We start from the raw sequence: 19778 nt of genomic DNA on the forward strand, positions 1-19778 counted from the left end.
ATACTAGCGTCAAGTCTGGCCCCTACACTCCTGGCCGGGTCGCAACACGCGTCACGGGGACATTCTGCTCATGAACTGGTTGTATCTGCAGGCTGGCTGTCACGGCCGTCATATTTTCGCTGCCCGGGCGACCGCAGCGCGGCGCGGTATGCCACTTCGGCGCGTCGCATGATGGACGTCCCGCGCGCCAGAAGACCGAAGGGATATGCGGGGGCGACCTGGGCAGTCCTGTGGGCTCTACCCGTCGCTGCGCTCGCGCTCTGGGCCGAGTCGCCGCTCATGCTGTTGCATCTGGCACGTGTGCTGCTTGCGCTATTCGCCATCGCCTGCGCGATCGGAGCAGCGCTCGGTATCGCCTACTGCTGCGTCGCCGCCGTGCTCGTGCGCCGCTTCTTCGCGCAGCCCTGCAACGAGCCAGCCGACTGCCCCGGCGTCACCATCGTAAAGCCACTGCACGGCGACGAGTGGAATCTCGCCAGCAACCTCGCCACCTTCTTCGAGCAGGACTACCCCGGCCCAATCCAGTATCTGTTCGGCGTTCACGACGAGGGCGATGACGCCCTGCAAACCGTCGAGGCGCTGCGCGCACGCTACCCGGACGCGCACATCACCGTGGTGGCGGATTCGCGGCTGTACGGGCCGAATCGCAAGATCGCGAATCTGGTCAACATGGTCGAACGCGCCGAACACGACGTGCTCTGTTTCGCGGACAGCGACGTCACCGTTGGGCGCAATTACCTGCGCCATGTCGTCGGTACGCTGGAGCAACCGGGCGTGGGGCTCGTCACCTGCCTGTATCGCGGCCTGCGTGCGCCCGGCTTCTGGCCGCGTGGCGCGGCCGCGTCAACGAACTATCACTTCCTGCCGGGCGTCGTGACCGGGCTCGCCATTGGCCGCGCGCGCCCCTGCTTCGGCCAGACGATCGCCATGACACGCGCGATGCTCGAGCGCATTGGCGGACTCGCGCAGTTCGCCCACCATCTTGCCGAAGATCATGCTCTCGGCCAGGCGGTGCGGCGCACGGGAGCGAGCGTCGCCATCCCGCCGTTCACGGTGCAGCACGCGTGTGTGGAAACCACCTTCACGACACTCTTCACGCACGAACTGCGCTGGAGCCGCACGATCCGTGCCGCTGACCGCAGCGGTCATCTGAGTTCGACGCTGATGCATCCGTTCGTGCTTGCGCTGGGCGCCGTGCTGGCTTCAGGCGGCTCGAGCCCCGCTCTCGCGCTGATGTTCGCGGCGCTCGTCGCGCGCGCAGCGCTCAAATGGCAGACCGATCGCGCCATTGGCGAACGCTGCCGCGGGTTGTGGCTGGTGCCAATGTGGGATATCGTGCAGTTCATGATTTTCGCCGCGAGCTTCTTGTCTTCGCGCGTCGTCTGGCGCGGCTTCAGCTTCAGCGTCGACGGCAACGGCATGCTCTCGCCGCTGCACGATGACTGAGCGTCGATTGAACAACCCACGTCTCACCGTTCTCACTGTTACCCATCAATGAAACACCTCGGACGCGCGACGGCCCTGGTCGGCCTCGTAATCGCGATCTGGCTGGTCTGGCGCGAACACCCCGCGACAATCTTCCACATGCTGCAAGGCGCGGGCGCAGGCCTGCTGCTGGCTGCGGCGGTCCACGTGCTGCCGATGCTCGCCAACGCCTGGGACTGGGGCACGCTGATCCGGCCAGCACAGCGCCCTGGACTCGGAACGATGCTGTGGCTCGTTTGGATCCGCGAATCGATCAATTCAATGCTGCCCGTCGCGCGCGTCGGCGGCGAACTCGTTTCATTCCGGTTGCTCGGTCGCCACGGCGTGCGGCCGGCAACGGCGGCGGCGAGTCTCGTCGTCGACATGCAGCTCACCGTCATCAGCCAGGTCCTGTTCGCGCTCGTGGCAGTCGGCTATCTGCTCGAACAGACATCGTCGGATACGGCGCGCGTCGTCGGGCAGCTCGCGTGGGCCATCGCGGCGCTCGTGCCCGTGCTGCTGCTGTTCGCGCTCGTTCAGCACGCGCGGCCGTTCGAGCGTGCCGCACGCACACTCAATCACATCACGAGCGGCAAGGTCTATGAGCTCGTCGGCAAGTCTGCGCGGATCGACCAGTCCGTCAAACTGATCTGGCGGCAGACCGGCGTGGTCGTGCGCTACCTTTTCGTCTGGCAGGTGCTGCAATTCCTGGGCTACACGGCTGAAATCTGGTTGGCCCTGCACGTCCTCGGCGCGAACGCGACTTTCGTTCAGGCCATGGTGATCGAAGCGCTGATCCAGATCGTGAGCAGTGCGGCGTTTCTCGTGCCAGGCGGCCTCGGCGTTCAGGAGGGCGGCTTCGTGCTGATCGGCGCTCTGCTGGGTTTCGATGCGCCGACGTGTCTCGCGCTCGCAGGTGCCCGACGCATCCGTGACCTGCTGTTTTACGTGCCTGGTCTGATTGCCTGGCAGTTCGCCGAATCCTGGCCGCGCGGCGCCAAAGCCCGTGTGCGTCCGCGCGTCGGCATGGGCGGTACGCGATAACTACCGCAGCGACAACCGCGACCCAGGAGAACGCTCGTCCGCCTGGCGCGTTCGCATTCCCCTTTCATCTCGCGCTGCACAATCGCGACTCGTGTGCCCGAATTACGCCGCAAAAGCGCAAATAGTGGGATTGCGTGGCATACGAAGGCTGCGGCATCGGCAATTACCTTAGGTTGAGCGTCGGCTATCCGGCGTCGTAGAATCGTCATACATCGATTTTGCAGGCCCCGGTAATGTCTCTGGCGTCTCGCTGAAATAGCAGCCCAGAATGGCGGAGAAACCCGCCGGAGACGCCCAACGCACTGACACCAGAAGTACCGACGTCCGACGCTTTTTCGACCAACGCTTCCTGACGAGGCCGCCGCCCGCCGGGAATTTGTCGTGAAATCTGCGCCATGGCCCCGCTCATTTCCGTTAGCCGGCTCAGCAAGCGCTTTCCCGGTGTAAGGGCGTTGCACGACGTCCAGTTCGAACTGATGGCGGGCGAAGTCCATGCGCTGATGGGCGAAAACGGCGCCGGCAAGTCGACGCTCATGAAAATCCTCGCGGGTGTCTATACCCGCGATTCGGGCGATATCGTCTACGACGGCCAGACCGTCGCTTTCCAGAATCCACGCGAAGCGCAATCTGCCGGCATCGGCATCATTCATCAGGAACTCCAACTGATGAATCACCTGAGCGTCGCGCAGAACATGTTCATCGGCCGCGAACCGCGCAAACGCTTCGGCGTGTTTCTCGACGAAGACAAGCTCAACGCGCAGGCGCACGACATCCTCGAACGCATGCACGTCAAGATCGACCCGCGCGCCGTGGTCGGTACGCTCACGGTCGCAAAGCAGCAGATGGTCGAGATCGCCAAGGCGTTGTCCTTCGATTCGCGCGTCCTGATCATGGACGAGCCGACTTCCGCGCTCAACGACGCCGAGATTGCCGAGCTTTTCCGCATCATCCGGCAACTCAAGAGCCGGGGCGTCGGTGTCATCTACATCTCGCACAAGATGGACGAGCTCAAGCAGATCTCGGACCGCGTGACCGTGCTTCGCGATGGGGAATACGTCGCCACCGTCGATACCGGGGAGACCAGTGTCGACACGATCATCAGCATGATGGTCGGGCGAGTCTTGACGGATGCCACGCCCGACCACCGCGACAGCGGCAAAGGCGAAATCGCGCTCGAAGTGAAGCATCTCAACGCGGGCCCGCTCGTAAGGGATGTGAGCTTCGCGCTGCACAAGGGCGAGATACTGGGTTTTGCAGGCCTGATGGGCGCGGGCCGCACCGAAGTCGCGCGCGCTGTATTCGGCGCCGATCCCGTCGATTCCGGCGAGATATTCGTGAGCGGCGCGAAAGTGACGATCAAACAACCGAGCGACGCGGTGGCGCGTGGTATCGGCTACCTTTCGGAAGATCGCAAGCAGTTTGGCCTCGCGACCGGCATGGATGTCGAATCGAACATCGTGATGTCCAATCTGGGCAAGTTCCTCGCGTTCAATTTTTTCCTGCGTCGCGCGCAGATCCGCAGGACCGCCGAGCATTTCATCAAGCTGCTCGCCATACGCACGCCCGCCACGACGCAACAGGTGCGCCTGCTCTCGGGCGGTAATCAGCAAAAAATCGTCGTCGCGAAGTGGCTCGAGCGCGACTGCGACGTGCTCTTCTTCGACGAGCCGACACGCGGCATCGACGTCGGCGCCAAAAGCGAGATCTACAAGCTGCTGCGCGCGCTCGCCGACGAGGGCAAGGCGATCGTGATGATCTCGTCGGAACTGCCCGAAATTCTGCGAATGAGCGACCGCGTCGTCGTGATGTGCGAAGGACGCGTCACCGGTGAACTCCGGGCATCGGAAGCAACGCAGGAGCGCATCATGCAACTGGCGACACAGCGCGAAACCTTAAAAGCAGCGTGATCTTCGAAAGGTCCACTTCATGACACTGCGATCGGATACTTCGGTACTGGGGAACAAGGAACGGCCCACGAGCCTCAAGGCTCGCCTCTTTGCCCCGGCAACGCTACAGAAGCTGCTTGCCTTCGTGAGCCTGATCCTGCTGCTGGTGTTTTTCAGCATTGCCTCGTCCGCGTTCATGCAGGTGGACAACATACTCGGCATTCTGCAGGCGACGGCGGTGAACGGCGTGCTCGCAATCGCCTGCACGTTCGTCATCATCACGGGCGGCATCGATTTATCGGTCGGCACGCTCATGACTTTCACGGCAGTCATTTGCGGTGTGTTTCTCACCTACTGGCGTCTGCCGATGTGGACAGGCGTTCTTGCGGCGATCGGAACGGGCGCGCTTTGCGGCACGATATCGGGCACGCTGACTGCGAAAATGAAAATACCGCCCTTCATTGCCACCCTCGGCATGATGCTGCTGCTGAAAGGACTTTCGCTCGTCGTGTCGGCCGACAAGCCGATCTATTTCAACGACACCGAAAACTTCTACATGATTTCGCAGGATTCGCTGATCGGCTATTTCATTCCGAGCCTGCCCATTCCCAATGCGGTGCTGATCCTGTTCGTTCTCGCCATCGCGAGTTCGATCACGCTCAATCGCACGGCGCTCGGCCGCTATACGTTCGCACTCGGCAGCAATGAAGAAGCGGTGCGCCTTTCCGGCGTGAACGTCGATCGCTGGAAGATCGCCATTTACGCACTCGGCGGATCGATTTGCGGCGTCGCCGGACTGCTCATCGCATCGCGGCTGAATTCCGCACAGCCTGCGCTCGGCCAGGGTTATGAGCTTGAAGCCATCGCCGCGGTTGTGATCGGCGGCACTTCGCTCAGCGGCGGGGCCGGCACGATTCTGGGGACCATCATCGGCGCATTCATCATGAGCGTGCTGACCAACGGGCTGCGCATCATGTCCGTCGCACAGGAATGGCAGATCGTAGTGACCGGTCTCATCATCATTCTGGCGGTCTACGCCGACATCTTGCGACGCAGGAAGCTCTGATCCTGCACACGACGACAGATAGAAGAAGGACGGGAGCACAAAAAACGCTCCCCATCGGCTGAAGGTTGATGTCCACTCAAAGAGGAGAACCTCATGTTGAAACGGAGACTTGTCGGTGTCGTGGTTGGCGTAGGTGCACTCGTTGGCGGCACGATGATGGCGTACGCGGACGAACCCTATATCCCGCTCATTTCGAAGGGCTTCCAGCACCAGTTCTGGCAGGCCGTCAAATCTGGTGCCGAACAGTCGGCGAAGGAGCACAGCGTCAGGATCTCATTCGAGGGTCCCGAAACCGAGGCCATGGTCGACAAGCAGATCGACATGCTCTCGGCCGCGCTCGCGAAGAATCCGCAGGCGCTCGGCATCGCCGCGCTCGACAGCAAAGCGGCCATTCCGCTCCTGAAACGCGCGCAGAGCAACAAGATTCCGGTGATTGCCTTCGACTCCGGCGTCGACAGCGACATTCCGCTCACGACGTGCGCAACGAACAATCTTGCTGCCGCCGCGCTCGCGGCCGACAAGATGGCTGAGGCGATCGGCAACTCCGGCGAAGTCGGCGTGATCGTTCATGACCAGACCAGCCGGACCGGTATCGATCGCCGCGACGGGTTCGTGAACCAGATCAAGGCGAAGCATTCGGGCGTCAAGATCGTCTCCGTCCAGTATGGCGGCGGCGACCACCTGAAGTCGGCGGAAATCGCCAAAGCGATGATCCAGGCGAACCCGAATCTCAAGGGCATCTTCGGCGCCAATGAAGGTTCTGCAGAAGGCGCAGCAATCGGCGTCAGGGAGTCGGGCAAGAAACTTGTGCTGATCGGTTTCGACTCCGGCAAGGAGCAAAAAGAAGACATCAACTCCGGCCTGATGCTGGGCGCCATCACGCAGAACCCGGTGGGTATCGGCAGGTGTGTCGTCGACTCGGCGGTGAAGGCGCTCAAGGGCGAGAAACTGCCGACGAAGGTCGACACTGGCTTCTTCTGGTACGACAAAACCAATATGACCGATCCGAAGATCGCCGCCGTGCTTTACGACTAACCCGCAGCCGACACGGTGCAACGAAAGGAAGGGCTGCGGCCCTTCCTCTTTTTTCGCTCCTGCGCGTCGCGGGATGAGGATGCCGAAATGACCACGATCACCAAGTTGTCCGTCAAGGACATCCGGTTTCCAACGTCGCGTTCGCTCGACGGCTCCGACGCGATGAACGCCGCACCGGATTACTCCGCGACTTACGTGACGCTCGAAACCGATTCGCCGACACCGCTCACGGGCCACGGACTCACCTTCACGATCGGACGCGGCAACGAAATCTGCGTGAGCGCTGCGCACGCGCTCGGGCCGCTCGTCGTCGGCAGAACGCTCGAGGATATTGCGGCAAACATGGGTGCGTTCTGGCGTGCGATCACCTCGGACAGCCAGTTACGCTGGATCGGCCCAGATAAAGGGGCCATTCATCTCGCGACGGCCGCTGTCGTCAATGCAGTATGGGATCTGTGGGCGAAAGCACAGGGCAAACCTGTGTGGAAGCTGCTGGTCGACATGAGTCCGGAAGAACTCGTGCGTTGCCTCGATTTCCGCTATGTCACCGACGCGATCACTCCGCAAGAGGCCATCGCAATGCTGCATCGTCACGCAAAGACGAAGGGAGCGCGCGAAGCGGAAATGCTGGCACACGGCTATCCCGCGTATACGACTTCCGCAGGCTGGCTTGGCTACGACGACGACAAGATTCGCCGGCTCGCGCGCGAAGGCGTCGCGAACGGCTGGACGCATTTCAAGCAGAAAGTGGGCGGCAATATCGAGGAAGATGCGCGGCGTGCGCGCATTCTGCGCGAGGAAATCGGCGAGAACCTGAAGCTCATGATGGACGCGAATCAGGTGTGGGACGTCGATGAGGCAGTCGCAAACATGCGGCGCCTTGCCGAATTCGACCCGTGGTGGATCGAAGAGCCCACGAGCCCCGACGACATACTCGGCCATGCTGCAATCCGCGAGCGGATCCGGCCCATCGGTGTCGCGACGGGGGAGCATTGCCAGAATCGCATCATGTTCAAACAACTGCTGCAGGCGCAGTCGATCGACTTCTGCCAGATCGACAGTTGCCGCCTGGGTGGACTGAACGAAGTGATCATCGTACTGCTCATGGCCGCAAAATTCGGCGTGCCCGTGTGTCCGCATGCGGGCGGAGTCGGGCTATGCGAGTACGTCCAGCATATCTCGCTGTTCGACTACATCTGCGTGTCAGGTTCGCTGGAAAACCGCGTGCTCGAATACGTCGATCATCTGCACGAACATTTCATCGATCCGGTCGTGATTCGTAACGGTCATTACATGCCGCCACAACGTCCCGGATACAGCATTGAAATGCATGCGGCTTCGCTCGATCAGTACGCGTTCCCGGAGGGACCCGCGTGGCGGTCGTAATCGCTGGCGTTTAACGCGTTCTCTTTTATTTCCAGGCGAACGGACGCTCAAGCAGCGACGTTTCGGTGTGTAGGTGAAATGGATTCCGTACCGGACCCCGGTGCGAATGCACCGGGTATCCGGAACGAACGACCTTAATTGGCCGAATTGATCGCTTCCGTTGCACGGCCGCGGGCCTCTTGCACGGACTGGTTGCGTTCAGCTCTGGATTCGCGAACTTCGGCTCGCTGGACGCTTCTCGCTTCAGATCTGTTCGCTCGATGCTGCTGGTTGGCCGCACGAACCTCCATGCGCTTTTGAACGATAGGATCGTTGTGCGTGGTCGTGGCTGGAGATTGCTCAGGTGCAACAGCCGATGGCTGTGCCATTACGGGGCCGGCCGCGAGCAGACCAAGAGTGAAAACAAGGGCGCTCAGCTTGATAGCAGGGACTTTCATGGGTTCTCTCCATTAAATAGGATGACGAAATGTAGCAAACCGTTTTCAAGTTCGTTACGCCAAGCATGACGTGTATATCCGCAACCGAATCAATTGCTTGCGAACACAATTACGTTTAGCTTTCAGTGATTCTACTGAGCGGGGCGATCAACATCAACCTCCGGGCACACCAGAATTGCGTGGCACGTTGTCATCCTGAAATTATTACGCCTCGTACGATCTGACACTTTCAGACGCTTCAGCCCCGTGTTACGGGAGTTTGCCTCCATAAAAACTCGCCCTCACGCATTCGCTCCGCTCTTCGTCGGGAAACGATCCAGGCATTGCGGTAAAAAGTGCAGCCTGTACGCTCCGCTCCGACGAAATAGCTGTCGCCATACATACTCGTCAGCGCAAAATTTTCTGTGCTTCGCAGATTTCTGGAGAAAGGCTCTGTCCGACCCGTTAGAGCGGCTCGCATTTCTGTCCCAGTCGTCCGCGAAAAAACGTGAAGCGGACATTCATATCCGCTTCACGTGCGACCGCATGCAGCAAAAGAGACGTCACGCCGTTGCACTGGGGCGGCCCGAAACCCGTTCGTGCCATTTCATGACGGCGTCGTGATGAGCAGGAATCGGCATCGCGAAAGCGCGGGTGGCGAAATCCACTGCGACCAGCGTCGTGATGTCGGCGGCCGTATAGTGTTTGCCAGCAACGAACGGGACGCTCGACAGTCTTGCCTCGAGATCGTCGTAGAAGTTCGCTACACGCCGCTTGCTGCGTTCGACCAGTTCAGGGATCTGCTCGTATCCGTGCGGTCCGGAAACCGCACGGCCTTTTAGCGTCGCCGCCGCGTTGCGCACGCCTTCCATCACCGCTGCAAATCCTTCGATCTCCGCGCGGCGCTCCCACATCGCGACGACGGCCTTTTCCTGTGCTGTGGTTCCAAACAACGGTGTCTGCGCAAATGCGTCGTCGAGGTAGCGCATGATGACCGGCGTTTCGCCGATCGCCGTGCCGTCGTCGAGCACGAGAGTCGGTACGACCACTCGCGGATTCACTGCGCGATAGGCGTCCGAAAACTGCTCTCTGGTCCCGAGATCGACTGGAACGAGCTGCGCGTCGAGACCTTTTTCCGCGATCAGGATGCGAACGCGGCGCGAGTTCGGCGACCCGCTGGCGTGATAAAGCTTCATGGGTTCTCCATCAGAGACTGGAATGTGTCTATCGATCAGAGCTTCGATCCGCCGTCCACGCGCAAAGTATCGCCGGTGATCCAGCGGGCTTCGTCGGAGGCGAGAAATGCGACCGCCGCGCCGATGTCGTCGGGTTCGGCCATTCGCTTGAGCGCCTGGATGCCGAGCGTGAAATCCCGCCCTGCATCGGTCTTCGCGAAACTGGACATATCGGTCGGCACCACCCCGGGTGCGACGGCGTTGACGCGGATGCCTCGTTCGCCGAGCTCGGTCGCGAAATGTTTAACCAGGGTATCGATGGCGCCTTTGGTTGCGGCGTAGGCCGCCAGCGTGCCGATCGCCGCGTGTGCGGCCAGCGACGAAAGCAGCACGATGCTGCTGCCTTTGCACATCACGGGCAGCAGTTGTTGCACGAGGAAAAACGGTGCGCGCACATTGACTGCGAACAGGTTGTCGAATTGTTCGACTGTCGTCTCTTCAAGCGTCGCTGCCTCGGCGATACCGGCATTCGCAACCAGTATGTCGAGCCGGCCACCGACGATTGCACGCGTGCGCTGTGCAAGCAGATGAGGCCCATCGGCCGCGCGCAGGTCCGCCGCGATCTTCTCCGAGGTTCCTCCCGCTTGCCGTATCTCTGCGACGACAGCGTCGGCTTCCTGCTCGCCGCGGCCATAGTGCACCAGCACCTGGGCACCCGCTTTGGCCAGCGCCAGCGCGCTGGCGCGGCCGATACCGCGCGATGCGCCGGTCACCAGCGCGGTCTTGCCGGTTAGCGTATTCATGATCTGTTGCTCCTTACTTCAGGCTTGTTGGTAGTGAACGACGCATGGATCAGCCCGCGGTCTTGCCGCCATCGACCGTGAGAATCTGCCCGGTCACGAAAGCAGCGCCTTCGGACGCCAGATAGAGCACCGCGGCAGCGATGTCCGCAGGCTTGCCGATCCGGGCGAGCGGCACAGTTCCCACCAACGCCGCTTTCCTCTCCGATGTGCCGGTAAAGCGGGTGAGCATGCCGGTGTCCGTGGGGCCAGGCGCTACCGCATTGACGCGTACACCCGTGCTGGCGACTTCGAGCGCCGTCGATTTGGTAATCCCTTCGACCGCGTGCTTGCTGCCGACGTAGAGGGCGGCATAGGCTGCGCCTTCGTGGCCATAGGTGGACGAAATGTTGATCACGCTGCCAGAGCGTTGCGCGGTCATTACTCGCAACTCGTGCTTGAGGCTCAGCAGCACGCCGAGCACATTGGTGTCGAAGGTCGCTGCAAAGCTGTCTGCGGAAACCTCGGTGATCGGACCGGGCGTGCCTTCCGTGCCGGCATTGTTGACTGCGACGTCCAGCTTGCCGAAGCGGGAAATGGCCTGATCGACGAGATTACGGACCTCGTCGTCACGGCGAACGTCGGCCTGGACAAAGAAGGCTTCGGCACCCAGTTCACGCAATTCGGCTTCGAGGGCTGCACCTTCGGCCGGGCGACGGCCAGACACGACGAGCCGCGCGCCGGAGCGAGCGAAAGCGATGGCGGTGGCGCGACCAATGCCGGTCAGTGCGCCGGTAATCAGAACGACGGGGCTGCTCATGACAAACTCCTGTAATGTATCGCTGCGACGCATGACCTTGCTGGCGTTCGCTGCTGTGGATGAGTGGTACAGAACGTAATTTAGGCACCCGCCGCGTCGATGAAAAAGACTTTGTAAGTGGGTGGGCATGCCTCACAGGCATGGAGCGAAAGCCGATGGAACTACGTCATTTGCGCTACTTCATTGCGGTCGCCGAAACCGGCAGCCTGACCGAAGCGGCCGCGAACCGGTTGCACACTTCACAGCCGTCGTTGAGCCGGCAAATCCGGGATCTCGAGGATCAGGTTGGCGTGGAGTTGTTGCTGCGCAGTGCGCGCGGCGTCGAACTGACCGAGGCGGGGCAAGTCTTCCTCGATCACGCGCGGCTCGCGATGGCTCAGGTCGATGCAGCAGTCGAAGCGGCACGGCGCGCGGCGCAGCCAGCCAAACCGCGCTTTGCGCTGGGCTTTCTGACTGGCCAGGAAATGACCTGGCTGACCGACGCGATGCACCTGTTGCGCGAGGAGTTACCTAATATCGAGGTCACCGTCACAAGTGACTACTCGACGGAACTGGCCGCAGCACTTGCGCACGGCAAGCTCGACGTGGCGTTTATGCGCGCCGAGCCGGGATACGGTCTCGAGTACAAGGTCGTCGGCAAGGAGCCACTCGTCGTGCTGATGCCGAGCGATCATCCATTGACCGCGCGAAAAGCGGTGCGCCCGGAGGAACTCCGACACGAGCCGTTCATCACGATGGCGGAAAAGGCCAGGGTGCTGAGGCAGGTCATCGACGCCTATCTGGCGAAGTCGGGCGTCGAAGTGGACGTCGCGCAAAGCGTCGACAATCCGGCGATGGTGATGTCGCTGATTGCTTCGATGCGCGCGATTACGTTGATACCGGCCTATGTGCAAAACCTGATGCCGTGGTCTGTCGTCAGCCGGCCTTTGAGTGGAGAAGTCCCGACCATCGAACTGGTGGTGGGCTACAGTCCAGGCAATACAGCGCCGATTGTCAGACTGTTCCTGTCGCGCCTGGACGAGTTGAAAGCGAGGATTGCGAAGCGTCCAGTGTGACGCCGGAGAATCGAGAGAAAGTCTGAAGTGGAGATATCTGACCGATCTGCATCCTCGTCCGGACGATTGCCGTGCCAGTACGAACGGCCGTAACTGGCTATCTCCCCCCGGAAATCCCCGAAGAATCACGCTTTCGCCATCAGGACGCGCGACCTTGGCCTATCGAATATGGCTTTAGAGCGTTGCAAATAAGTTATCGACCACGGCACCGCAATTCGAGCGGACGAATTGTTTGTGCCGTCGAGCGTCATAACTGCGAGCCACTGGTTTCAGGCATTCCGGCAGTCTCTATGAGGCGGCAACACGGAAGGACCGCTGGCGATAGCGCGAAATCCCACTGTGTCCGCGAGATTTGCTTATTCGCCACCCGCACCAGAATTGAAAACGTCGTTCGATAATGGTCACCCGAGCGGCGTCGATGCTCCGGCTCACAAACAGACTCGCGAGCGAAACGAACCTCCGGCTCACCCGAGCAAATGACAACGATCTAAAAGAACGCAAGCGGAGACCACGAGTGCACCCTGAATTGCTCACCACCCAGGGAGAAGTTTCTCTTCCCGCGGGAACGATGCTCGTTTCGACGACCGATACTCGGGGAGTAATCACAAGCTGCAATGACGCTTTCGCTGAGGCAAGCGGCTTTTCCAGAGAGGAGCTTCTCGGACAGCAGCACAGCATCGTCCGCCATCCCGACATGCCACGCGAGGTGTACCGGGACATGTGGGCAACCCTGAAGAAGGGAGAGTCCTGGATCGGTGTGCTGAAGAACCAGGTCAGGAGCGGACACCATTGCTGGGTTCAGGCCGGCATCACGCCCGTTTTCGAAGGAGTCGACATCGTCGCGTATCGCGCGGTCCAGACCGCCGCTTCGCGCGAACAGGTCCGGGCTGCCGAAACCGTATACGGCACCTTGCTGAACGAGCAAAACACCGGCCGGCACGCGCATCACCTTCAATCCGGGGTAATCGTCCGCACGGACATGGCCGGGCGGCTCGGACGCCTCGTGCACCCGACCATGAAGACGCAAACCTACCTGTTGACGTGCGGTCTCGCCATACTGGGCATGGCGATCGGCGTACTCATCGTTGGCGGCGTCTCGTCGATCACGTTGCCACGTGCGGGTATCGGATTCGCGGCCTGTATCGCATTGGGCTTTCTCGCCGAATATCGCATGCGCTACATGTTCATCTTCCCGCTACGCCGATTGCTGGGCGTGGCCACCCGGCTCGCGAGGGGTGATCTCACACACACTATCGACAATAGCTGGAAGCCCACCGGCGTGGTCGGCAAACTCGAGCAGTCCGTGAATCAGGTGAGCCTCAATATGCGCGCGATTGTCGGCGACGCGCGCAACCAGATGGCAAGAATGGGCGACGCGACAACGACCGTGTCCGAGGGCAGCCGCAAACTCTCGGCGCGGGCCGAATCGCAGGCCTCAAGTCTCGAGCAGTCGGCAGCCTCGATGGAGCATATGGACGCCAACGTTCGGCAAACCGCCGAAGCCGCGCGCCAGGCCGCCAATAGCGCCGGGAATGCTCGTGCCATCACCGAGGACAGCGGTCGCGCCGTAGACGCCATGACGCAAACGATGCAGGGCATTACCCAGGCATCACGAAAAATCGGCGAGATTATTCAGGTTATCGAAGGGATCTCATTTCAGACCAACATACTCGCGCTCAATGCGGCGGTTGAGGCGGCGCGAGCCGGTGAGCACGGACGCGGCTTCGCGGTTGTCGCCAGCGAAGTACGCAGCCTTGCAGGCCGTGCCGCGACGGCTGCCAAGGAAATCGCCAGTCTCATCGTCGATTCGACCCATCAGGTCGAAGAGGGCTGCAAGCTCACTGAATCCGCACGAGAGAAGATGCAACAAGCCGTTCAGGCAGTGCGCGACGTCAATACGCTGATCGACGCGATCAATTCGGCCACCGCCGAACAAAGCACCGGAATCTCGGAGATCAAACAGGCTCTGGATCACCTCGGTGATTTGACGAACCAGGATACGGCGCTCGTGAACAACTTCTCAATCTCCGCCGACAAGCTCGCAAACAACGCGCAGGCCGTAATCGAAACAGTCGGTATGTTCAGGATCTGAGAAGTGTTAGCGTAAGGGATGAATCGCGCCGATCGCACGAGGCGCGCGCGACCTCACCCCTGTGCCTTCGCAACGCCGGCCATGGTACGCACCTTGTCGGCGGTCAGGCGCACCGCGTCGATCATCGCCCGAGCAGCCGGCGACGGTACGCTGCCCGCACGCATGATGATGCCAATGTCGCGCCGCGTATCCGGCATCGCAATGTCGATGATCGATAGCTGCCCCGTCATGCATTCGTAGTAGAGCTGCTGGGTCGACAACACGGCAACCATATCCGTCTGCAGCAACAGTCCACGAATGACGGCGAGGTCGGCCGTCTCCACGGTCGGCATCGGTACCTTGAGCTTGTGACGCTTGAAGAGTCCTTCAAAGAGCAGGCGCGTCGGTGCGTAGCTGCGCGGCAGAATCCATTGCACGCCCGCCAGTTGCGCAAACGTGACGTTGCGCACTTGCGCAAGCGGGTGGCCAGCACGCACGAGCACGACCAGGTCTTCTGACATGAGCCGCTCGTTGACGAGTCCACTGCCAGCGTCGGTCGGGCGCAGCGCACCCAGCACAAAATCGATGTCCCCCGCACGCAGACCCGCTACCAGGGTTTCATACGCACTTTCGTCCGTGGTGATTTTCACGCCGGGATATTGGGCCGCAACCCGTGCGATGGCCTGCGGCAGAATCAGCGTGCGCGCGAGCGGCAAGGCCCCGACAGTCACTTGTCCCTGAATCGTGCCGCGCAGCGCGGCAATATCGTCGGATATATGCCGCAATTCGTTGAGTGCACGACGAACGTGGAGGACAAACGTCTCGCCTTCGGCCGTCAGCAACGAACCGCGTGGACTGCGATGAAAGAGCGGCGTGCCCGCACCGGCTTCGAGGATGCGAATGGCGTTGCTCACCGCAGGCTGGCTGATGCCAAAGGCGTGCGCGGTGGTCGGCATGTGGCGGTGGCGCGCAAGCGCCACGACCAGTTGCAGGCGTCGGGTGTTCAGCAAAAACGAGGGAATTGCACCGACCTTCGTGGCGCGTCGCCCCGTCTGCTGCGACGCGCACCAACCGGCCAGCGTTTCCAGTTCCGCGAAGATGCGCTCGCAGCGTTGCAGCACGACGCGTCCCGCCGGGGTCGGCAGCATGCCCGCCGCGCGCCGTTCGAACAGACTTTCACCAATGGCAGTCTCGAGTTCCTGCAAGGAACGCGTGACCACCGATTGCGCACGAAAGAGCGTCGTTGCGCTGCGCGTGACGCTGCCCGTTTGCGCGACCACACGAAACGCCCGCAGATGAGAAAGGTTCAGTTGGTCTCGATTGTCCATCGCCACGTATCCGGTCACGCCGGTAGCCGTCTTGGGCCGGCCGGCACTTCCACCGCAATGCACGGGCGAGCGCACTTCCCCCTTCATTTGCGGATCGACTCACTCAGACGCTACGCGCCTCGTGTGGCCCATCGACTCTTCGAATGGCCGCTCGCCCATACTGGTCCGCCATTCTAATGCCTTCGACATCCTCGAAGATTCGATGAATCCTTCAACCCGCAACTGCGCAACGCGCCCCGCGATTTTCACGCGGGTCTGCAGTGACCACGGATACGACGGTCGCCCCCCTGTTGGGCGATTTCCATTTGCCGGGCGCAGCCGCGCGATTGCGACATGCGCCCGCGAACATCAATGTGCAGCGCTAACCTGAGGCGTCGCCTCTTCAGACCGCGTGCGTTGCGACACCAGAATGGCAATTGCCGCGAGAACAGCCGGCACGGCGAGCATGCCGAGAATGGCACCGAATTGCCAGCCAAGTCCGAGCAAGGCACCACCGATGGCGGACCCGAAGATGCTGCCGAAACGGCCCATGCCCAGCATCCAGCTCACACCCGTGGCACGTGCAGCAGTCGGGTAGCGACCGGGCGCATAAGCGTTGAGGCCCGTTTGCGCACCGCTCATGCAGAAGCCGGCTGCAAATACGAGCAGCGCGAGCGACGACGACAAAGCACCCAGGCCGCCGAGCACCAGCACGCAGACTCCGCCGCCCAGATACGCGAGGCTGATGACGCGTGCGGGACGAACCTTGTCCATGAACCATCCAACCAGCACAGCGCCGATCGTGCCGCCGATCTGGAACATGGCCGTGACGTTGGCGGCCTGCGTGATCGAAAGACCAGCGTCCTTGATCAGCGTCGGGAGCCAGCCGGTCAACAGATAGATGACGAGCAGGCCCATGAAGTAGGTCACCCACAAGGCCAACGTCATTACGCCGTAGCCCTGCGAGAAAAGGATGCCAATCGGCTTGCGGGTGGGCAGTGACGGCTCAGTCGATACGAAGGTCTCCTGTCCGGTGAACTGTGCACCCGTGACACGGTTGAGAATCGCACTGATGCGCGCGGACGCTGCACCGCGTACCGCAAGCAGACGCGCCGACTCAGGCAGCAGCCAGATCTGGAGCGGAACGAGAACCAGCGGAATAGTGCCGCCGAAAATCAACACCGAACGCCAGCCATAGTTCGGAACGAGCCATCCGGCAGCGAAGCCGATCAAGGCCGAGCCGAGATTGAAGCCCGTGAACATGATCGTGATGAGCAATGCGCGCTTGCGTTGCGGCGAGTACTCGGAGAGCAGTGTCGTCGAGTTCGGCATCGCTGCGCCGAGACCGATACCGGTCAGCACGCGCAGCACGGCCATCGACACCGGCGACTCCGTAAACGCAGTCAGGATCGTGAAGACGCCGAAGAGGAACACCGAACTGATCAGCACCGTCTTCCGCCCGATCTTGTCCGACAGGGGTCCCGCGACGAGCGCGCCGATCACGAGGCCGATGGGTGCCGCACTCATGACGAGCCCGAATTCCGGGCGCGAAATGGCCCATTGATGAATGATCGATGGCGCGATGAAACCCATGATGGCCACGTCCATCCCGTCGGCGGTCACCGCGAGAAAACACAACGCGACCACCAACCACTGGTAGGCCGAAATATGGCGTTCATCAATGAACGCTTTGATGTCAATTGTCTTGCTGCCAGACATGTGTAGTCTCCTGTGCGTACTGTGGTCCGCTGCTAGTGGCGCACTACCGCTGCGCTGATACGGAAAAGCGCGGCGGCATGCTGGTCATCTATTCGCTTCTCTGCGCGTTCCGGCACGCCGTCGTAATGGACGTCCCCTCGCCGGATCAAGCGTTACCGCCCTTCTCGCACGCGAATGCGATGGGGGGCGTATGAACCGCGGCAAGCCTCCGATGATTGCCGCCGTGACCTGGTCCGATTTCCCGCAGATGACGGCTTGTCGGTTGGGGTTTCGACACGTCCGTCGCCTGTGTTCAACGTCGGCACGATAAGCAACTGGGAGACGGGTAAGAAGTGCGGGTTAACCACATATAGGGTTCGTGCATGCGCATGCTGCAACGCCAAATGCATGTTCGACGCGTAGTGCTGAATCCCCGGAAGCCGCGTCCTGTAAGGCTGTCGTCGGTGCCCTACCCGCGGCGTCCTGATCGCACTGCGCCTGGAATCGCATCCCGCGGGATAAGTAAAATGGATGCCGCTCGAAAGGATTCGCAAACGCCCGTTTGTGCCGTTTCCACGCGCACTGTATTGGCAGCCCGCGATTGATGATCGTAGCGCCCCAAACGCCACCGTTCGACACCAGCCCCGCCGGTAGCGTTATCCAGCGCTTCACGGCCTGTGCCCGAAGAAAGATGTCTCATTCACGTAGTCTCGAACGGCTGTGATGCGCGTGGTACCGAACGACACACGATGGCCCTGCTCGCCAGACCTGACGAGCGCGGCCAGACAAGTTCGTTCACGCATCGTCGGCGGCTACATGGCCGCATCAACTTGCGAATACTGTTCGCAGTCTGGACCAGTTCGCTCAAACCCGGATCGACGAAACACCCAACCAGGTATCCTTCGCGACACGACTCTTTCGCTACAGAATTGCAACGTCCCCTCAAGCAACATCTAATTTAATTATCGCTGGACTCGCGACGAGTCTTGAAGTGAACGTTGCGCGCTCACGAATGCCGTTATTGACCATCAACTCAGAAACAAGAAAATACGGTTAATAATCAGCGCACTACGACGCACCTCCACGAACCACCCCTTTCGAACCACGCCCGCTAACAATCCGTAATAACCCTGTCGAACAACAGGTTGTCACCTGCGAATTCGCGTGATCGCGAGTACTGAGCACGTCTTTCGCCGCGCAATTTCATTTTCTATATTTGGCTCCGCCGCCATCTGGACTACGAACGTGTCGCGGAACTGTTTTCTTCCTCTGCCGCGTTCATCGATGGACCGGGCGCCCAGCAGCGATCCATAACGAACGCGAAGGCACCAGGAGAAACGGCACAGGCCACGGCGCTACGCATCGCGATAGCGGGTGCTACGGGCCTGATACACGAATATAACCAAGGAGAACTTTTCCAATGAAAAAAACGGGAATCGCGCTGGCACTTTCGGCTTGCGTCTGTGCCGCGCCGGCTGCGCACGCACAAAGCAGCGTAACGCTTTGGGGCATGATGGACACTGGCGTCACGTATGTGAACAACCAGGGTGGGCATTCCAACGTGAAGATGGACGACGGCGTCAACGGCCCGAATCTGTGGGGCATGCGGGGCGTTGAAGACCTCGGCGGCGGCACCAAAGCCATCTTCGAACTGGTCAACCAGTTTCAGATTGATAACGGCCAGTTCATGCCGAACAAGAGCCTGTTCAGCCGCACGTCGCTGGTCGGGCTGACGAACGACCGGTTCGGCCGCCTGACGTTGGGTAATCAGTACGACTTCATGACCAACTCGCTTTACTTCGGCGGCAATGACCCGTCGGAGCTTTCCGGTCACTTCTATGATTTCCGTGCCGGTCCTTTCAAGAAACTCGCACTGCCCCAAAACCCGACGGGTGCATTCGACTGGGACCGCATGGCCGGTGAAAGCCTCAACAACTCGGTCGCCTACGTCACGCCGAAATTCGGTGGATTCAGCGCTGGCGCAATGTATGCCTTCGGTGGCGTCGCAGGATCGATCGGCGCTGGCAATGCGAACAGCTTCGGCCTGAACTACGCCGCCGGCGACTTCGGCGCGAACGCCGCGTACACGAACGTCAAGACCTACGTCGCCGGATCGCCGCAGATCAGCGTGCGGACGTGGGGCGTGGGCGCGCATTACCGTTTTGGCGCGTGGGTAACGAACGCCCTGTTCACGACCGTCCACAACTCGCTCAATGGCGGCTCTGTATTCCAGGGTTCTGCGGGCGCGCACTATAACTTCACGCCGGCACTCAGCGCTGGTGCGTCCTACATGTACATGAAGGGCAACGAGGTGGTGAACAACAACCACGCGCATCAGCTTGCTGCCAACGTCGACTATGCGTTGTCCAAGCGGACGTCCGTGTATCTCATCGGCGTGTACCAGCGCGCGAACGAAGGCGCGAATGCGCAGATCAACGGTTTCAACAGTGCTGACGGGGCTTCGTCCAACGCCACGCAAGCTGTTGCCCGCGTAGGTATCCATACCCGCTTCTAACGCGGTGCGAGTGACCGGCACATATCGTCGATATGTGCCGGTTTTTTCATTCAACATGCAG

15 protein-coding genes are annotated in these 19778 nt (G+C 61.0%); 9 read left to right on the forward strand and 6 right to left on the reverse strand.

Annotated features, from left to right (window positions below; all coding sequences use genetic code 11):
- The first annotated feature begins 171 nt into the window (after positions 1-171).
- The 6 genes from hpnI (at position 172) to L0U80_RS24850 (ending at position 7881) form a co-directional block, all read left to right on the forward strand.
- On the forward strand, positions 172-1446 hold the full coding sequence (gene hpnI, locus L0U80_RS24825; protein WP_373322314.1) for a bacteriohopanetetrol glucosamine biosynthesis glycosyltransferase HpnI: 1275 nt from the start codon (positions 172-174) through the stop codon (positions 1444-1446).
- Positions 1447-1494: 48 nt separating this feature from the next.
- Positions 1495-2508 carry a lysylphosphatidylglycerol synthase domain-containing protein gene (locus tag L0U80_RS24830; protein ID WP_233872076.1) on the forward strand — a complete coding sequence of 338 codons (1014 nt, stop codon included), beginning with the start codon at positions 1495-1497 and terminating at the stop codon, positions 2506-2508.
- Between the two features lie 395 nt (positions 2509-2903).
- Complete coding sequence (locus L0U80_RS24835; RefSeq protein ID WP_233872079.1) at positions 2904-4415, forward strand: sugar ABC transporter ATP-binding protein; 1512 nt, start codon at positions 2904-2906, stop codon at positions 4413-4415.
- 19 nt (positions 4416-4434) lie between these two features.
- Entirely contained in the window at positions 4435-5460 is a 1026-nt protein-coding gene (locus L0U80_RS24840) for an ABC transporter permease (RefSeq protein ID WP_233872082.1), read from the forward strand.
- A gap of 93 nt (positions 5461-5553) precedes the next feature.
- The gene (locus tag L0U80_RS24845) at positions 5554-6495 is read left to right on the forward strand and encodes an ABC transporter substrate-binding protein (RefSeq protein WP_233872085.1); all 942 of its coding nucleotides are present in this window, start codon (positions 5554-5556) and stop codon (positions 6493-6495) included.
- Positions 6496-6582: 87 nt separating this feature from the next.
- Positions 6583-7881: an L-fuconate dehydratase gene (locus L0U80_RS24850; RefSeq protein ID WP_233872088.1), complete on the forward strand. Its 1299-nt coding sequence runs from the start codon at positions 6583-6585 to the stop codon at positions 7879-7881.
- Between the two features lie 134 nt (positions 7882-8015).
- Here L0U80_RS24850 and L0U80_RS24855 read toward each other — a convergent pair whose 3' ends face one another.
- The 4 genes from L0U80_RS24855 to L0U80_RS24870 form a co-directional block, all read right to left on the reverse strand.
- Positions 8016-8318 carry a hypothetical protein gene (locus L0U80_RS24855; protein WP_233872091.1) on the reverse strand — a complete coding sequence of 101 codons (303 nt, stop codon included), beginning with the start codon at positions 8316-8318 and terminating at the stop codon, positions 8016-8018.
- A 542-nt stretch (positions 8319-8860) separates the two neighbouring features.
- Complete coding sequence (locus L0U80_RS24860) at positions 8861-9493, reverse strand: glutathione S-transferase family protein (RefSeq protein ID WP_233872094.1); 633 nt, start codon at positions 9491-9493, stop codon at positions 8861-8863.
- Between the two features lie 35 nt (positions 9494-9528).
- A complete protein-coding gene (locus L0U80_RS24865) occupies positions 9529-10275 on the reverse strand; it encodes an SDR family NAD(P)-dependent oxidoreductase (protein WP_233872097.1) in 747 nt (248 codons plus the stop codon).
- 49 nt (positions 10276-10324) lie between these two features.
- Positions 10325-11071, reverse strand: a complete 747-nt coding sequence (locus L0U80_RS24870; protein WP_233872100.1) for an SDR family NAD(P)-dependent oxidoreductase — start codon at positions 11069-11071, stop codon at positions 10325-10327.
- A gap of 155 nt (positions 11072-11226) precedes the next feature.
- Between L0U80_RS24870 and L0U80_RS24875 the strand changes: the two genes are divergently transcribed.
- Positions 11227-12126 carry a LysR family transcriptional regulator gene (locus L0U80_RS24875; protein WP_233872103.1) on the forward strand — a complete coding sequence of 300 codons (900 nt, stop codon included), beginning with the start codon at positions 11227-11229 and terminating at the stop codon, positions 12124-12126.
- 568 nt (positions 12127-12694) lie between these two features.
- Positions 12695-14218, forward strand: a complete 1524-nt coding sequence (locus L0U80_RS24880; protein WP_233873810.1) for a methyl-accepting chemotaxis protein — start codon at positions 12695-12697, stop codon at positions 14216-14218.
- Between the two features lie 53 nt (positions 14219-14271).
- Here the strand turns inward: L0U80_RS24880 and L0U80_RS24885 are convergent, their stop codons facing one another.
- Both L0U80_RS24885 and L0U80_RS24890 read right to left on the reverse strand, forming a co-directional pair.
- Positions 14272-15525, reverse strand: coding sequence for a LysR family transcriptional regulator (locus tag L0U80_RS24885; protein WP_233872106.1), 1254 nt, complete (start codon positions 15523-15525; stop codon positions 14272-14274).
- A 348-nt stretch (positions 15526-15873) separates the two neighbouring features.
- The gene (locus L0U80_RS24890; RefSeq protein WP_233872109.1) at positions 15874-17223 is read right to left on the reverse strand and encodes an MFS transporter; all 1350 of its coding nucleotides are present in this window, start codon (positions 17221-17223) and stop codon (positions 15874-15876) included.
- Between the two features lie 1399 nt (positions 17224-18622).
- Between L0U80_RS24890 and L0U80_RS24895 the strand changes: the two genes are divergently transcribed.
- Positions 18623-19717 carry a porin gene (locus tag L0U80_RS24895; RefSeq protein ID WP_233872112.1) on the forward strand — a complete coding sequence of 365 codons (1095 nt, stop codon included), beginning with the start codon at positions 18623-18625 and terminating at the stop codon, positions 19715-19717.
- The last annotated feature ends 61 nt before the right edge of the window (positions 19718-19778 follow it).

It is taken from the genome of Paraburkholderia adhaesiva, assembly GCF_021390575.1.
GTDB classification, from domain to species: Bacteria; Pseudomonadota; Gammaproteobacteria; order Burkholderiales; family Burkholderiaceae; genus Paraburkholderia; species Paraburkholderia adhaesiva.

Excerpts from the sequence above, each read along its gene's own strand:
- L0U80_RS24855 (WP_233872091.1), bottom strand. The coding sequence starts at position 8,318 with ATGAAAGTCCCTGCTATCAAGCTGAGCGCCCTTGTTTTCACTCTTGGT.
- L0U80_RS24840 (WP_233872082.1), top strand. The coding sequence starts at position 4,435 with ATGACACTGCGATCGGATACTTCGGTACTGGGGAACAAGGAACGGCCC.
- hpnI (WP_373322314.1), top strand. The coding sequence starts at position 172 with ATGGACGTCCCGCGCGCCAGAAGACCGAAGGGATATGCGGGGGCGACC.
- L0U80_RS24875 (WP_233872103.1), top strand. The coding sequence starts at position 11,227 with ATGGAACTACGTCATTTGCGCTACTTCATTGCGGTCGCCGAAACCGGC.
- L0U80_RS24890 (WP_233872109.1), bottom strand. The coding sequence starts at position 17,223 with ATGTCTGGCAGCAAGACAATTGACATCAAAGCGTTCATTGATGAACGC.
- L0U80_RS24895 (WP_233872112.1), top strand. The coding sequence starts at position 18,623 with ATGAAAAAAACGGGAATCGCGCTGGCACTTTCGGCTTGCGTCTGTGCC.
- L0U80_RS24865 (WP_233872097.1), bottom strand. The coding sequence starts at position 10,275 with ATGAATACGCTAACCGGCAAGACCGCGCTGGTGACCGGCGCATCGCGC.
- L0U80_RS24830 (WP_233872076.1), top strand. The coding sequence starts at position 1,495 with ATGAAACACCTCGGACGCGCGACGGCCCTGGTCGGCCTCGTAATCGCG.
- L0U80_RS24850 (WP_233872088.1), top strand. The coding sequence starts at position 6,583 with ATGACCACGATCACCAAGTTGTCCGTCAAGGACATCCGGTTTCCAACG.
- L0U80_RS24845 (WP_233872085.1), top strand. The coding sequence starts at position 5,554 with ATGTTGAAACGGAGACTTGTCGGTGTCGTGGTTGGCGTAGGTGCACTC.
- L0U80_RS24860 (WP_233872094.1), bottom strand. The coding sequence starts at position 9,493 with ATGAAGCTTTATCACGCCAGCGGGTCGCCGAACTCGCGCCGCGTTCGC.
- L0U80_RS24885 (WP_233872106.1), bottom strand. The coding sequence starts at position 15,525 with ATGGACAATCGAGACCAACTGAACCTTTCTCATCTGCGGGCGTTTCGT.
- L0U80_RS24870 (WP_233872100.1), bottom strand. The coding sequence starts at position 11,071 with ATGAGCAGCCCCGTCGTTCTGATTACCGGCGCACTGACCGGCATTGGT.
- L0U80_RS24835 (WP_233872079.1), top strand. The coding sequence starts at position 2,904 with ATGGCCCCGCTCATTTCCGTTAGCCGGCTCAGCAAGCGCTTTCCCGGT.
- L0U80_RS24880 (WP_233873810.1), top strand. The coding sequence starts at position 12,695 with ATGCTCGTTTCGACGACCGATACTCGGGGAGTAATCACAAGCTGCAAT.